Below are 15,062 nucleotides of genomic sequence, written 5' to 3' on the forward strand. Positions count from 1 at the left end.
TTCCTGAAGATTGGGAGAAACGCAATGCCGGATTGGATTCGCAAGCTGTCAATGTTATTCGGGCGCAACCGCTTCCGCAGCGATCTCGATGAAGAGATGGCGTTTCATCGCGCGCAGTCCGAGCAGGAGTTTGTGAACGAAGGCATGCCATCGGAAGAAGCGCGCTACGCCGCAATGCGGCGATTCGGAAACACAACGCGATTGAGAGAACAAAGCGAGGAGGTCGTGGTATTTCGTATGGAGACCATCATTCAGGATTTGCATTTCGCACTGCGGCAATGGAAGAAGAACCCCGGCTTCGCCTTTACCGCGATCCTCATTCTTTCGCTCGGCATTGCCTCCAGCGTTGCCATCTTTGCATTTGTGGATGCAGCGCTGATCAAGCCTCTGCCGTATGCCGATCCCAATCGCCTGGTCATGCTCTTTGAGAGCATTCCTCTTGGCCCGCGCTTCCATCTCTCTTATCCCGATTACCTCGATTGGAAACGCCAGAACAAAGTCTTCAGCTCGCTCGATGTGTATGATGCCGGGCCAATGATGATGAAGACCGGCGAAGGATTGCGTCAAGTGACCGGCTCGATGGTGAGTGCCGGTTTCTTCCGTACGCTCGGCGTCAAGCCTGTTCTTGGCCGCGATTTTTACGATGGAGAAGACAAGCAGGAAACTCCGCGCACCGCACTGCTCAGCTACTCCACATGGCAGCAGCGCTATGGTGGCAATCCAAATGTGCTGGGGCAGTCAGTGGCTCTCAACGGAGACAGCTACACCATCGTTGGCGTGCTGCCGCGCCAGTTCAGCTTCGCCCCTGCTGAGCCCGCGGAGTTCTGGCCCATTGAAAAGGCCGGCAACACCTGCCGCGGATGTCATTCTCTCTTTGGCGTGGCGCGGCTCAAGGATGGCGTAACCCTCGCCGCAGCCTTCGCGGACATCAAAACCATCGCTGACAATCTTCAGAAGCTATATCCCGATTCCAACCGCGATCAAAACGCATTCATGCTGCCCCTCACAGAACGCATCGTAGGCGACATTCGTCCCATTCTGCTGACGGTATTAAGCGGTGCCGGAATTCTTCTGCTCATTGCAGGCGTCAACGTTGCCAGCCTGTTGCTGGTGCGCGCCGAAAGCCGCAAGCGTGAGATGGCGGTGCGTGGAGCGCTCGGCGCTTCTCCGCGAAGGCTCGTAATGCAGTTCATAACCGAGGGATTGTTGCTCGCCGTAATCGGCGGAGTGTTAGGCCTCGTGATGGCGCAGCAGGGAATGCGGCTGCTTGCGCTTTTGATACCGAAGGACATGCTGGCCTCCATGCCGTTCCTGGGCGATCTGGGGCTGAATGCACACGTGCTTGTCTTCGCCTCCGCGCTGATTGCATTCTGCGGTGTGCTCTTTGCCTTCACGCCGCTTGTCCTGTTCAGGTTTAGCGCAATTCGTGAAGGACTAAGCGAAGGCGGCAGAACCGCTGCGGGCCTCATGTGGCGGCGATTCGGCGCCAACATGGTTATCGCGGAGTTGGCCATGGCAATGGTTCTGCTGGCCGGAGCAGGATTGCTGGGCAAGAGCTTCTATCAACTGCTGCATGCCGATATCGGGATGGAACCGGACCACATTGCGACGGTTCATCTGAACGCGCCGCCCGAGAAGTATTCGAAAGACGAGCAGCGGGCGGCGCTTGCGCGAGAGGTTCTTGCGCGCGTGGGCGCGTTGCCCGGCGTCAAGTCTGTGGGCATTACCACGAAGATGCCTATCGAGGATGCGGACTGGACATCGTCCTTTTATATCGTTGGCCGGCCGAACGACAACGTGAATAAAGAAGTCGCTGTTCGCTATGTGACTGCGGGTTATATGGCGACGCTGAGGACGCGTCTGATCAGCGGACGCTATTTCACCGATGACGAGGACAATTCGAAGCCAAAGGTTGTGATCGTAAACCAGACGATCGCGAAAAAGTATTTCCCTGGCGAAGACCCTGTCGGCAAGCGCATATCCTTTAGCGATGACAAGAACGCCAGGCTGATTGTTGGGGTGATCAATGACATTCAGGAAGGGCAGCTTGACGCGAACCCGCGCGGAGCAACCTACGCCTCGTTTTATCAAAGCCCATTTGAGGCTTTTGTTGTGCTTGCACGCACTTCGCAGGATGACCGCTCCGTACTTCCTGCCATGACGGATGCTCTGCACCAGATCGACAAGGGCATGGCCATTTACGATCCGATGACCATGGATCAGAAGATCCACGATGCACCTTCCACATATCTGCGCCGTTCCTCGGCGTGGCTTGTAGCAGGTTTTGCTCTTGTAGCGCTGGTGCTCAGCGTAGTCGGATTGTACGGCGTGATTGCTTACTCGGTCAGCCAGCGCACGCGGGAGATTGGCGTTCGCATGGCTCTGGGCGCGCAGCGCGGCACAGTGTACGGAATGGTCATGCGGCAAGCTGCGGTGCTGACGACTGTCGGGCTCGCTCTCGGTCTGGTGTGCTCCGTAGGTGCTTCGATGCTGATGCGTAAGCTGCTCTTTGGCGTCGAGGCGTGGGACGTGCCAACTCTGGCCGGCGTAATGGTTGTGCTCGCCGTCTCAGCTTTGGCAGCCAGCTTTCTGCCCGCACGCAGGGCTGCTTCTGTCAATCCGACTGAAGCGCTTCGCGCCGAGTGAGTGGATGTTGTTTGACATTGTCTGACCATGACATACAATGATAGTCATGCGTACGGCGAAGACAATTTCGATTACGCTACCGCCGGATATGCTTAGTCTGGCTCAAGCGTGCGCAGAGCGTGAGCACCGCACCATGAGTGAGCTCTTCCGTGAGGCTTTGCGGCGCTACATGGCTGGCGATGGCGAGTGGGACGCGCTGCTGAGCCGGACGCGGGCACGAGGCGCGGCGCTGGGAATGCGGAATGAGGCCGATGTGGAGCGCCTCTCAGATGAGTTCCGACAGGCACGGCGAAAGTAATGCGCGTTGTTGCGGACACAAATATTCTGATTTCTGCACTGATGTTTGGCGGCCTTCCGGGCGCATTTCTCGATCTGGCATTGACGCAAGCGTTTACGCTGGTCACGTCACCGGCTTTGTTGGATGAACTGGATGAGAAGTTGCGTTTGAAGTTCGGCATTACAGGCATGGATGCCGATCTGATTCGAGCAAAGCTTGAAAAAAGCGCTCAAGTCATCGTTCCGCGGATTGCGCTTGCAATAGTTGCGGATGACCCCGACGATGACCGGGTTTTAGAATGCGCTTTGGCGGGGCAGGCAAACTGCATTGTCAGCGGAGACCGCCATCTGTTGCGGTTGGGCGCTTATGACGGGATCGAGATCATGAACGTTCGCGCGTTTGTGGACGCTCTCGATATCGGTTTTTGATTCTTCAGTTCCTCGTCACACCAGCTTCAGGAAGCTGTTCGGCTGCATCCGCGCGCCGGGGAAGACGAGGTCGAGGTTGCTTGCGCCGAGCGTATGCGTAACCATCTCGCTGAGAACCTGCCGATAGTCCGTGGTCAGCGCCAGATCGCGGCCTTCATTCAACTGCTCAGGCTCAAGGCCGGGCCACTTGCCTTGCACCTTGCCGCCCTTCACCTCCGCGCCCAGAACGAACATGACATTCGCATGACCGTGGTCGGTGCCTCCGGTGCCATTCTCCTTGGCAGTACGGCCAAACTCGGACATGGTGACAACGGTCACGTTTTCCGCCTGATCGCCCATGTCTTTCCAGAAAGCCGCAATCGCATTCGAGAACTCGCGCAGACGGTCTGAGAGCTGACCGTTGACCGCGCCCTGATTCTGATGCGTGTCCCAGCCATTGATGTCCGTGAATGCAGCTTCCACTCCAAGGTTCGCTTTCAGAAGCTGCGCTATCTGCTTCATGCTGTTGCCGAAATCGGTAGTGGGATAATCCGCGGAAGGCTTGTAAGAGCCAGGATTTGTGGCGCGCAACATCTTGACCGCATCAAAGGTCTCTTCGCCCGTTGCATGCAGAATCTGATCGCCGCTGGAGCCGTACATCGCTTCAAAGGCCGAAGCAGCGGGAGACGGCTTCTGGCCTGCAACAGAAAAGTTGTTCACATTATTCAGCGCAATAGCAGGAACCTTGCCGGCAAGCGTACGCGGAACATCCGAACTGAGCGCAAGCGCGCGGAAGGCCGTATGCTCGCAGGTTCCAGCGCAACGCCGGCTCAAATCTTCGGCCTGCAGCGCGCGGTTGAGCCAGCCATCATCGGTGCTTTTCACGCCGGGCGTGCCTGATTCCATAAAATCCTGCGCGTCAAAATGAGACCGGCTCATGTCAGGCGATCCGACAGCATGAATAATGGCAAGATGCCCCTGATCGTAAAGCGGCTTGAACGCGCCCATCGATGGATGCAGGCCAAATGCGCCATCGAGATCGATCACTTTATCCTGCGGCACAGCGATGGAAGGCCGCATCGCGTAGTAGTTGCGCTCGCGGTAGGGAACAACAATGTTGAGGCCATCTGCCGCGCCGCGCTGGAAGACGACGACGAGACGCTTCTTGGGAGCCGCTGCCGTCTGCGCCATCACAGTCCGGACAAGAAAATTCGGAATAGCCGTGGTTCCGGCAAGAGCGAGAGCGCCTTTATGGAGGAAGAAGCGGCGGTTGATCTGCATGAGGGAGAGCCTCCTTATCGGCGTTGGAACTCTGGCGAACCTAAGAGCAAACCTGCGAGCAACTGATCCTGTTTTTCAATCGGGGACGCTGGCGGCAGGTGATTCGGCTGCGGCTTCAAGACAGCAGGCACTGCGACTACTTGCTTGCCGCCGGTGCGGAGCTTGTCGGCTTGCATCGCCATGTCAGGCGCGGCGGGTTGGACCTGTGCAGACTGTTCGGTAAACTGCTGCAGCACGGCAGAGCGCGTAGTTTCGCTCACTCCACCACCCACGAGCAGCGATTCAAGACGCGCCTCTTCGGATTCAGGCGACGGCTTCGGCGCATCGGACTGCGTGGCAGACTGCGGAACCGCACTCGCGGATTCCGGCCACTTGGTCGTAATGCCATTGAGCTTGTTAGCAGTGAGCGAAAGCGCAAAGTTCATGCGGTTCACCAGCGCGCCGGTAGAGACCCAATCAGCAGCGTCCCATTTGTAGCCCGTAGGCGGAATCGATCCGTAAAGCGGCATGCCCATATCGCGCAGAGCATTCATGAGCGGCTGCATATTTGCGATATTCGCGTTGGAAGCGCGCGATGCTGAAACCACGTACTCAAGCGGAGTCTTGATCTTCGCGCGATACGTGTTCGAAGACCAGAACTCAGGCGAGCGATACAGCGTCTCAAGCACCGCGGCAATGTCGCCATCCGAGTGCAGAAATGTCTTGGCCATGCGATCCACAAGCGACTGCGGCGGATCGTCGGAGACAAAACGAATCGCAAGCTTGCGCGAGATGAACTTAGCGGTAGCAGGACGCGTGGAAAGAAAGTGCAGCAGGTTGCGGCCTTCCTGTTCGCCCTTGTCCTTGAACTTCTTGCCCATCACCTTGTTTGTGCCTGGCTCATGACGGTTGGCGTCATACTTAAACCCTCCGCCGCGCTGCGGACGATCGACGGTCCAACCGGTAAGGATGCGCGCAGCCTGGATAACATCCGCCTGGCTGTAGCCGCCGTTCACGCCCAGCGTGTGCAGCTCCATTAGCTCACGCGCGTAGTTCTCGTTCAACCCCTCCGGCTTGAACTTTTTATTGCCTTTCTTGACGGCGGCCTGTGTAGCCTTTTCAACGGAAGTCGAATCCGGACCGGTACTCGATGAGTTGTCGAGATAAAGCAGCATCGCCGGGCTGTGTGCCACGGCTTCCAGCAGGTCTTCAAACTTGCCGAGCGAGTTCGGCCGGATGACGTCGCGCTCATAAGAGACAAGATAGTAAGGCGTCGCCTCATCTTTGCGCAGATAAACATTGAAGTGGTTGAACCAGAAGTCCGTCATCACTTCCTGAAGCTGAGCCTCGGAGTAGATGTCGCGGGTCAGGCGCTGTGAAAGAAGCTCATCCACAACCACTTTCTCAGGATTCTCCAGCGCGCCGACCGTCTCTTTCAGATCGGGCGAAAGACCGGCAAGGAGCGCGGCCCGCTGAGGGCCTTTCAGCGCCTTGAGAAATGCGTCAAAGCGGGGTTGGGGCAGCGCGGTAAGGGTCTGCACGCGCTGGCTCGGCGGGAGAGCCAGAATGGAGTCTACAAAGCCAGGTTCAATCAGCGTTTCGGCGGGCTGGGGCTGCGCAGGAGATGCTCCGGGCACCGCCATAGCATTCGCTGAGCCGCCTTGTGCGCTGCCGGCCTGACCATTTGTAGCTACTCCATTCATGGAGCTTGCGGCCGCCTGCGGCGGCTGCGCCGAGGCAGAAGACATTGCATTCGATGCCATCGCACTCGCAACTGGTGCGGCGTTCGTCGCTGGCGTGGCATTCGCAGTAGTCTGCTGCTTCAGCTTGTCCTGCTCGCGTCTGTAACTAACGCGGGCCACCTGGTTGACATACACGGTGTGGACAGCCCCGGAAGCTGGCATGGCAGCTTTGCCGTCAATAACCTGGCGGATGACAGCGCCGCTCGGCAGGCGCGCCAGAATGTCCTCGCTGCTCCACTGCATGGCCGGATATTCCGCAAGCCGGGCCTGAAGAGCAGAGTTGTCCATGGAGCCTGGATGAAGCTGCTGGGCAAACCACCGGTCGAGACCCGTAGAACCAGGCCCCATAGCCTTGACAGCCTTCAGATCGCCGGGTCGAAGTCCAAAAGTAAAGCGATTAAGCGCATGCAGAATGCGTTCATCGGAGGTGAGTTTGCCGGGTCGCGCAGCGAAGCGATCCAAAAGCCCAGAGCGGTCAAAAGCCGCAGGAGCAGCGGCCAATGCGGGCTGCGGCAGCGTAGAAGCGCCGAGGCAGAGGCACATAACTGCGGCCATAGAGCGGGCAACAAAGCGATCGGGGGGCTGCATTCCAGTACTCCGCAACGAGATGTGCCGGATTATATCGCGGCTCGGGCTTCCATTTATGGTGACGCTATTATCGGCGGGAAGTTTCGCAAAGCCCTGTAAAAAGAGGGATTTATTTGTACCCTCCGGCAATGTATGCTTTTGGGGCACTGTTCCAGACAGTTTTCAGGCAGATGAGGCTATGCAGCTTTGAAGTGCGTGCCCGGGTTGTTAACCGATTCTGTCCGGCTTTGTTAAATAGGTAAGGAGATTTCCATGCGTCAATTGCTCTCAATTCCTGCATTGCTCTGCGCAAGCCTGCTCATCGCTCCTGTCGCGGCATTAGCTGCGTCTGAAGCCGCTCCCGAAATCAAATATGAGCGCTACACGCTCAGTAACGGGCTTGAGGTCATTCTGCATGAAGACCACAAGCTGCCCATCGTGGCCGTTGATCTCTGGTACCACGTCGGCCCGGTCAAGGAGCGCGCCGGGCGAACCGGATTCGCTCATCTCTTTGAGCACATGATGTTCGAAGGCTCAAAGCACGTCGGCGAGAAGGCGCACTTCAAGTATCTTGAAGCAGCCGGAGCAACGGACATCAACGGCACCACCTCGTTTGACCGCACCAATTACTTCGAGACGCTCCCGGCAAATGAGCTGGAACTTGGGCTCTGGCTGGAGAGCGACCGCATGGGATTCCTGCTCGATACGCTGGATCGCGCCAAGCTGACCAATCAGCGCGACGTGGTGCGCAACGAGCGGCGGCAGAGCGTCGAGGGTCGTCCTTATGGAATTGTCGATGAGACGGTCTTTCATCTGCTCTATCCCTCCACGCACCCCTATTACGCGGATGTGATGGGCTCTCACGCAGACGTGGAAGCGGCGCGCCTTGCCGATATTCGCGAGTTCTTTGCGCAGTACTACACGCCGAACAATGCCACCATCGCCATCGCCGGAGACTACGATCCGGCCACCATCAAGCCGCTGCTTGAGAAGTATTTTGGGCCCATTCCGGCAGGGCCGCAGGTGGACCTGACTCCCGTGACAACGCCCCCCATCACATCCGAGCGCCGCAAAACCGTCGCGGACGCCGTGCAGTTGCCCAAGGTAACGCTGGCATGGCTTGCGCCGCCTGCGTATAAACCCGGCGATGCGGACGCAAGCATCGCATCGCTGATCCTGGGCTCAGGCAAGGCAAGCAGGCTCTATCGCGAACTGGTGTTGAAGCAGCAAATCGCGCAATCCATCAATTGCTATAACGATTCCGAGGCGCTGGCTTCAAATTTTGTCTGCGAGATGATCGCAAAACAGAACGTAACGCCGGAAAAGCTTGAGGCGGAAGCCGAAAAGGTCATCGATGACTTTATGAAGAACGGCCCGACGGCTGCGGAGGTCGAGGCTGCGCGCAACGTGACGGAGACGCAGATGATCTCCGGCCTGCAGCGCCTGGGAGGCTTCGGCGGCATTGCCGACATGCTCAACCAGTACAACCAGTACACGGGCGACCCCGGCTACCTGCCCAAAGATCTGGCGCGGTATGACGCGGTAACGCCTGCAAGCGTGCGCGATCTCGCCGGCAAAACGCTCGGCAAAGATCAGCGCGTCGTGGTCTACGGCGTTCCCGGCAAAAAAGTGCTGAACGATGTGCCTCGCAGCCCTGACGATACCGACGCAAACGTGAAGATCACCCCGTCGCACACCGCGGAGTTCGAGCAGGCCCAGGCATGGCGCGCAACCGCTCCCAAGCCCGGTCCGGAGCGCGCACTCGTTCTGCCCAAACCGAACGTGTTCAAGCTCGACAATGGCATGACCGTCTACCTCGTGGAGCGGCATGAGCTTCCCATCGTCAGCACCCGCTTTGTCACGCTCGCCGGAGCAGCAGGGAATCCAGCGGACCATCCGGGACTCGCCGGCATGACCGCAGCCATGCTGACGGAGGGAACGGCGAAACGCTCGGCGGATGAAATTGCCATTCGCGCCGCAATGCTCGGTACGGATCTCTCTTCCGCAAGCGATTCCGATACGGCCCTGATGTATATCTCAGTGCTCAAGCGCAATCTCCCCGGAGGTCTGGAACTCATCTCCGAATCAGCCGAGCGCCCGGCATTCCTGGCAAAGGATCTGGATCGGACTCGCGCGGCGAGATTGACTTCCTTGCTCCAGCAGGAGGACAGCCCGGTGCAAATGGCGTTCCGCGCCGGCGCGCTGAATCTGTATGGAACATCGAATCCGTATGCGTACGACTCGCTCGGCACATCGGATTCGCTCAAAGCCATGACGCGCGACCAGGTTGCTGGCTTCTACGCGAGCCATTATGGTCCCAAAAGCAGCCTGCTTGAAATCACGGGAGACGTAACACCGGCAGAAGCGCGCGCACTGGCGGAAGAGGCCTTCGGAAAATGGACCTCCGCGGCCATGCAGCCAAAGCTCCCGCCTCCTCCGGCACTGCCGCAACGCAAAATTTTCATCGTAGACAAGCCGGGTTCGCCGCAGACCGCATTGCTGGCCTTCGGCGTCGGCCTCGAAAAGAATTCTCCCGATTATGCCGCCGCAACAGTGATGAATACCATGCTCGGCGGCCTCTTTTCCTCGCGTATCAACATGAATCTGCGTGAGGCGCACGGTTATACCTATGGCGCCTTCTCGTTTTACTCGTTCTATCGCGGAGTTGGCCCGTTCATCACCGGTGCGGAGGTTCGTACCGACGTAACGGCGCCTGCAACAAACGAATTATTCAAGGAACTTGAGGGCATCCACACCACGCCGCTGACCGATACAGAACTCCGCATGGCCAAGGACTCGATCATTCGCTCCATGCCGGGCAGCTTTGAAAGCGCAGACGGCGTCAACGGCCAGATCCAGGACCTGTGGACCTTCGGCCTGCCTCTCGATTACTACGAGAAGCTGCCGGCCCGGCTTGAAGCAGTCACTTCAGCCGACGCCCAGCAGGTCGCAGCTAAGTACGTGAAACCTGCAAACATGCTGGTAATCGCCGTGGGAGACAAATCAAAGATCGAAAGTGGATTGAAGGACCTGAAGCTGGCTCCAGTAGAAACCTGGACCGAGAAGTAAGCGGCAGCTACGAAAGGGAACTAAGCTAAAGCTGAAGCATCCTTTGGATGCTTCAGCACAGCCTGATGAAAACCCCATCTTCGCTTTTCCGGAGGGAGCGTGAGGCTTCAGCCTCACGAATAAGGCCAATGTATTCAAGAGGGCTTCAGCCCCGGGCCCTTCGTTAAAACCGCCAGGCTGACTTTGTCAGCAGCCCTTTTTACACCGCGCCATAATCGCCGCATGCAGCCGCTCACGCAAGCCGGAAGGCATGTCATACAGCTCATGCGACCGATAAATCTGAATGGTCTTGCGCGTCGTCGAGAGGGTCACCTCGCAGTGATCGCACCCATGCAGATGCTCCTGTAGCTCGGCGCGCAGTTGTGGAGTAACTGCGTCATCGATCAAATCATCGAGCATTGCCAAAAACTCAGTGCACGTCACTTGCTGCCTCCACTACTAGTTGATGCTTTGCGCCGCTTAAAGTAGCGGCTCAATCTCTCGCGAAGCTGCAGCCGTGCCCGCAAAAGGCGCGATTTCACCGCCGGAACGCTCAAACCAAGCGTTTCGGCCGTCTCTTCCGTTGAAAGCCCATCCACGTCGCGCAGGGTAAACACCACGCGAAACCCCGGCGGAAGCCCCTGAATTGTCTTGCGCAGTATCTCGCCGAGCTCCGTCTGCGAATAGTTCTGCTCCGGATCGGGGTCCCAGTCGGCCAGGTCGCGCGGAACGGAGCCCTCTTCGGTCTCGACGTCCTCGTCCAGCGACACCATCCTGCCTGTCCGCCGCTTCCGCAGCCGCATCAGGCTCTCGTTGACTGCAATTCGAACCAGCCATGTGTAGAACTTCGAGTTTCCCTGGAACTGCTCAAGCTTTTCGTACGCCTTGAGAAACGCGTCCTGCATTACGTCTTCGGCGTCTTCGCGATTCTGCGTAATATGCTGCGCAATGCGAAAAAGCTGCCGCTCGTACTTGCGGACGAGTTCGTCATAAGCCGAGACATCGCCCCCGCGTACCCTCTCAACAAGGGCAACGTCTGGGTGCGGCGGCTCGAGCTCTCCTGCAATGGGTTGGATGGTCGCCATGCGATTCGGTTGCGGAAATCCTTATCAGCGGAATCAGAGGTGGCCGCAAACACCAGTGTAATGGACCAGACCCCCCGGGCAAAACTGCTCCAAAGATCGGTTATGGCTCGGTTTGAATTGTTTTGTATCAGGGCACGACTTCAGCATGTGCCCAATCCATGCGCGTTTTTTGCGCATGGGTGGGACAGCACTCCCGCCAACTCACCGTGAACAGGCTTTGTAACAGGGCACGACTTTAGTCGTGCCGAGCGAGCTTTGTAACAGGGCGCGACTTTAGTCGTGCCGAGCGAGCTTTGTAACAGGGCACGACTTTAGTCGTGCCGAGCGAGCTTTGTAACAGGGCACGACTTTAGTCGTGCCGAGCGAGCTTTGTAACAGGGCACGACTTTAGTCGTGCCGAGCGAGCTATTTTTAGTTCTAGGGCTTTAGCCCCGGAGGCTTTTCAAACTGGCCTGTAACGCCGAAAAGACCCTCATTGTCACAAAACACTCACGACCTATCCTGCTCCAATGCCATAAATTAGTAGCATCGTGATCGTTAACATCTCCCGCCGTGCGCACGACCATAACTGGGAGCTCGACCCAATCACCCGGTCGCTCCTCGATACCGACTTCTACAAGATCCTCATGCTCCAGTTCATCTGGAAGCATTTCCCCCGCACGCGCGCCTGCTTTGCACTCCAGAACCGCACCACCACAGTCCGCCTCGGCGACATCATCGTCCTCGACGAACTCCGCGAGCAACTCGAACACACCCGCAGGCTCCGCTTCCATAAGTCGGAGCTGATCTGGCTCGCCGGCAACACCTTCTACGGCAAGCGCGGCATCTTCGAGTCCGAATTCCTCGAATGGCTCGACCAGGACTTCCGCCTCTCCGACTACCAGCTTTCCGTGCAAGACGGCCAAATCTCCCTCCGCTTCGAAGGCCTCTGGACCGATACAACTCTCTGGGAAATCTACGCCCTCTCCATCATCGACGAACTCAAGACACGCGCCGCAATGAAGAACCTCAGCGAGTTCGACCTCGACATCCTCTACGCCCGCGCCAAAACGCGCCTCTGGGAAAAAATGGAGCGCCTCCGCGGCATGCCCTCGCTCCGCATCAGCGACTTCGGCACCCGCCGCCGCCACAGCTATCTCTGGCATGAGTATGTAGTCATCGCCATGCGCGACGTCCTCGGCTCCAGCTTCACCGGCAGCTCCAACACCTACCTCGCCTACAAGCACGACCTCGAAGCCATCGGCACCAACGCGCATGAGCTGCCCATGGCCCTCGCCGCTCTCGCTGACACAGACGAAGAGCTACAGACGGCGCAATATCGTCTCCTCGATCTCTGGCAGCGCACCTATCAGGGCGAGCTGATGATCCTCCTGCCAGACACCTTCGGAACCACGCAGTTCCTCCGCAACGCCCCAGACTGGGTCGCCGACTGGACCGGCCAGCGCATCGACAGCAAAGACCCCTTCGTCGCAGGCGATGAGTACATCGCATGGCTGGAGCAGCGCAACCGCGACCCGCGCCGCAAACGCCTCATCGCCTCGGACGCGCTCGATGTAGACAAAATCCTCGAACTCCACAACTACTTCTCCGGCAAAATCCGCTTCAGCGCCGGATGGGGCACGCTCCTCACCAACGACTTCCGCAACTGCGACCCGCAGGGCGGCGACGGCTTCGATCCCATCAGCCTCGTCTGCAAGCTGGTCGAAGTCGATGGTCGTCAGGCAGTCAAGCTCTCAGACAACTACCGCAAAGCAATGGGACCACCCGAAGAAGTCGAACGCTACCGCCGCATCTTCGGTCTTGAAGGCATCGCAGACACCCCCGTCGAAGCATAAACAGAGAACCGCACACAGAATCCAGTGAAGATAACCGGGTGCCCCCGGTCTCCCGCTTTTGGAGACCGGGGATGCCACAAATGCCAGCCAGTCTTTCGGAGAACCTTATGAAGCTATCTCTGCTCGCAACATCTTTGCTCGTCGCCGGTTCAGCCATCGCACAAAATCCCAACGCCCATCTCGATTTCCTCAACCACAACCAGCCAATGCTCGACGCGCACAACTGCTATCCATACGATGGCAAGTGGACTGACCGCGTCCGCCGCGCTCTCAACTCCGGCTACCCGGTATCCATCGAGCAGGATCTCGCCTGGTACGTTGACCCCGCCACCGGAGCAGGCCGCGTCGTAGTCTCGCACTCGGCCAAGCCAACCGGAGCAGAGCCCACTCTGAAAGAGTCCTTCTTCGATCAGGCGCGTCCAGTCATCGATCAGGCCATCAAAGAAAACCATAAAGACCGCTGGCCTGTGGTCGTTCTCCATTTCGATTTCAAAGACAATCGTCCGGAGATTCTCGCCGCGGTCTGGAAGCTGCTCGGCGAGTATGAGCCGTGGCTTTCAACGGCAATCAAAACCCAGGATGCAAGCCTCCTCTCGCCGCTGGAGCGCAAGCCCGTATTGGTCGTCACAGAAGAGTCGGACGATCAGCAGAAGGTATTTTTTGACAATGTGCCCGTAGGCGGAAAACTGCGCGTCTTCGGCTCCGCTCATACAAAGAATCCGCCCGCGGGCCTCGTCGGAAAAGAGATCCAGCACTGGGAAGCCACAGCTCCGGTCGAAGACCTCTTCAATGAGCGTCCCACAAACTACCGCCGCTGGTGGAACAGTAGTTGGTACACAGTGGAAGAAGGCGGCCAGCACGGTTCAACTGTGTGGACGGATACGGATGACAAGCGGCTGCGTGCGCTTGTAAATCACGCGCACAAGCTCGGCTACTGGATTCGCTTCTACACGCTGGACGGATTCGCGCCGGACGAAGATCAGGGCTGGGGAAGCTACTATAACTTCGGCAGCAGGGCGGCCGTAGCCACGCGCTGGAAGGCCGCCATCGCAGCAGGGGTAAACTTTGTCGCCAGCGATCAGTATGAAGACCTCGCCAGATACATGAAGCAGAACTCGCAGAACCTCCGCCCCGAGGAAAAGAAATAAGAAAGCATCCCACCAAGGCAAGTAAGCACAAACCGGAGGGAGCAGTGGCCTTCAGGCCCATGAAAACAGATGAAAAATAGGAATAGACACTTCAGCCCCGGGCTCTTAAACAACGCGCCAGCCATCATTCTTGCCGCATGGGATACTTGCAAAGAAATAACTACTGCTCGAAGGAACCAAACCATGAGAACGAAAATCTTCTCCGTATCTCTCATCGCCGCATTCACGGTCGCAGCAGCCAACGCTCAATCCTTCCCGAGCCAATACAAAGGTACACCCTACGGCGATAGCCGCTACCATGACGGCCCGCAGAAAATCCCCGGCCGGGTCTTCTGCGCCTACTACGACTTCGGCGGCGAAGGCATCGCCTATCACGACATCGACGCGAAGAATCACGGCAGCGGAGAACTCAACACCGCGGACGGAACCTACCTCCACGAATTCCGCATGAATGAAGGCGTAGACACCTCCTTCGTCAAATTCGACCGCAAGCCTGATCCGGTAGACGACAACCCCTATGACAAGGTTCTTCCACCACGCGACATGCTCTACGTCGGCTGGACCGAACCCGGCGAATGGTTCAACATCACAGTGGATGTGGCAAAGGCCGGAACCTACACCGCGGATTTCCTCTACACATCCAACCGCGGCGCCACCATCTCAATCGACGTCAACGGAAAGCCCGCCACATCGCCCCTCGGCATCCCGTCCACCTACGATTCCGCCGACCCGGTAACCTGGCGTCAGTGGCACCATTGGAACCTCGCCCCAAATCTTTTTAAAGTCCATCTCGACAAGGGCAAAAACGTCCTCACCGTCCACATCCTCTCCAACGGCCAGATGAACCTCGGCTATTTCGACTTCAAGCCGGCACCGAAATGACGCATGGCGCTGCCTGGCGTCGAATGAGACCCAGTTAGCAAGTGCTCATTCATTGAGCTGCTCGGGTCCCGTATGGATGTTTAGTAAAGCAAGGCGCGTTTCTCCTTGCCAATTTCACAAGCCGCCTGAGCGCGATACTCTAGAAGTGCATGAAGTTTGCAAGCG

At 57.9% G+C, this 15,062-nt stretch carries 11 protein-coding genes; 7 read left to right on the plus strand and 4 right to left on the minus strand.

Annotated features, from left to right (window positions below; all coding sequences use genetic code 11):
- The first annotated feature begins 24 nt into the window (after positions 1-24).
- From ABSG47_RS01755 to ABSG47_RS01765, 3 genes are read left to right on the plus strand one after another with little or no spacing between them, the layout of a single operon-like run.
- Entirely contained in the window at positions 25-2,646 is a 2,622-nt protein-coding gene (locus tag ABSG47_RS01755; protein WP_424165579.1) for an ABC transporter permease, read from the plus strand.
- A 46-nt stretch (positions 2,647-2,692) separates the two neighbouring features.
- Positions 2,693-2,944, plus strand: a complete 252-nt coding sequence (locus tag ABSG47_RS01760; RefSeq protein ID WP_424165582.1) for a ribbon-helix-helix protein, CopG family — start codon at positions 2,693-2,695, stop codon at positions 2,942-2,944.
- Positions 2,944-3,351: a putative toxin-antitoxin system toxin component, PIN family gene (locus ABSG47_RS01765; protein WP_424165585.1), complete on the plus strand. Its 408-nt coding sequence runs from the start codon at positions 2,944-2,946 to the stop codon at positions 3,349-3,351. Before ABSG47_RS01760 ends, ABSG47_RS01765 begins: the two co-directional genes overlap by 1 nt.
- 15 nt (positions 3,352-3,366) lie before the next feature.
- Here the strand turns inward: ABSG47_RS01765 and ABSG47_RS01770 are convergent, their stop codons facing one another.
- Positions 3,367-4,611, minus strand: coding sequence for a DUF1501 domain-containing protein (locus ABSG47_RS01770; RefSeq protein WP_424165588.1), 1,245 nt, complete (start codon positions 4,609-4,611; stop codon positions 3,367-3,369).
- 14 nt (positions 4,612-4,625) lie between these two features.
- On the minus strand, positions 4,626-6,920 hold the full coding sequence (locus ABSG47_RS01775) for a DUF1800 domain-containing protein (RefSeq protein ID WP_424165591.1): 2,295 nt from the start codon (positions 6,918-6,920) through the stop codon (positions 4,626-4,628).
- Positions 6,921-7,172: 252 nt separating this feature from the next.
- On the opposite strand from ABSG47_RS01775, the gene ABSG47_RS01780 reads away from it, so the two are divergent.
- The gene (locus ABSG47_RS01780) at positions 7,173-9,968 is read left to right on the plus strand and encodes a M16 family metallopeptidase (RefSeq protein ID WP_424165594.1); all 2,796 of its coding nucleotides are present in this window, start codon (positions 7,173-7,175) and stop codon (positions 9,966-9,968) included.
- Between the two features lie 186 nt (positions 9,969-10,154).
- Here the strand turns inward: ABSG47_RS01780 and ABSG47_RS01785 are convergent, their stop codons facing one another.
- Positions 10,155-10,391: an anti-sigma factor family protein gene (locus ABSG47_RS01785; RefSeq protein WP_058186556.1), complete on the minus strand. Its 237-nt coding sequence runs from the start codon at positions 10,389-10,391 to the stop codon at positions 10,155-10,157.
- Positions 10,388-11,032, minus strand: coding sequence for a sigma-70 family RNA polymerase sigma factor (locus ABSG47_RS01790; RefSeq protein ID WP_424165598.1), 645 nt, complete (start codon positions 11,030-11,032; stop codon positions 10,388-10,390). The genes ABSG47_RS01785 and ABSG47_RS01790 overlap by 4 nt, the downstream gene beginning before the upstream one ends.
- 530 nt (positions 11,033-11,562) lie before the next feature.
- Here ABSG47_RS01790 and pncB point away from each other — a divergent pair.
- The 3 genes from pncB (at position 11,563) to ABSG47_RS01805 (ending at position 14,897) form a co-directional block, all read left to right on the plus strand.
- Positions 11,563-12,867: a nicotinate phosphoribosyltransferase gene (gene pncB / locus ABSG47_RS01795; RefSeq protein ID WP_424165600.1), complete on the plus strand. Its 1,305-nt coding sequence runs from the start codon at positions 11,563-11,565 to the stop codon at positions 12,865-12,867.
- A gap of 107 nt (positions 12,868-12,974) precedes the next feature.
- Positions 12,975-14,015: a PI-PLC domain-containing protein gene (locus tag ABSG47_RS01800; protein ID WP_424165602.1), complete on the plus strand. Its 1,041-nt coding sequence runs from the start codon at positions 12,975-12,977 to the stop codon at positions 14,013-14,015.
- 183 nt (positions 14,016-14,198) lie between these two features.
- On the plus strand, positions 14,199-14,897 hold the full coding sequence (locus ABSG47_RS01805) for a carbohydrate-binding protein (protein ID WP_424165604.1): 699 nt from the start codon (positions 14,199-14,201) through the stop codon (positions 14,895-14,897).
- Positions 14,898-15,062: the final 165 nt, after the last annotated feature.

It is taken from the genome of Occallatibacter sp., from assembly GCF_049510455.1.
In the GTDB taxonomy this organism is placed as follows: domain Bacteria; phylum Acidobacteriota; class Terriglobia; order Terriglobales; family Acidobacteriaceae; genus Telmatobacter.

Coding starts and splice junctions, on each gene's coding strand:
- ABSG47_RS01755 (WP_424165579.1), top strand. CDS start 25: ATGCCGGATTGGATTCGCAAGCTGTCAATGTTATTCGGGCGCAACCGC.
- ABSG47_RS01760 (WP_424165582.1), top strand. CDS start 2,693: ATGCGTACGGCGAAGACAATTTCGATTACGCTACCGCCGGATATGCTT.
- ABSG47_RS01765 (WP_424165585.1), top strand. CDS start 2,944: ATGCGCGTTGTTGCGGACACAAATATTCTGATTTCTGCACTGATGTTT.
- ABSG47_RS01770 (WP_424165588.1), bottom strand. CDS start 4,611: ATGCAGATCAACCGCCGCTTCTTCCTCCATAAAGGCGCTCTCGCTCTT.
- ABSG47_RS01775 (WP_424165591.1), bottom strand. CDS start 6,920: ATGCAGCCCCCCGATCGCTTTGTTGCCCGCTCTATGGCCGCAGTTATG.
- ABSG47_RS01780 (WP_424165594.1), top strand. CDS start 7,173: ATGCGTCAATTGCTCTCAATTCCTGCATTGCTCTGCGCAAGCCTGCTC.
- ABSG47_RS01790 (WP_424165598.1), bottom strand. CDS start 11,032: ATGGCGACCATCCAACCCATTGCAGGAGAGCTCGAGCCGCCGCACCCA.
- ABSG47_RS01800 (WP_424165602.1), top strand. CDS start 12,975: ATGAAGCTATCTCTGCTCGCAACATCTTTGCTCGTCGCCGGTTCAGCC.
- ABSG47_RS01805 (WP_424165604.1), top strand. CDS start 14,199: ATGAGAACGAAAATCTTCTCCGTATCTCTCATCGCCGCATTCACGGTC.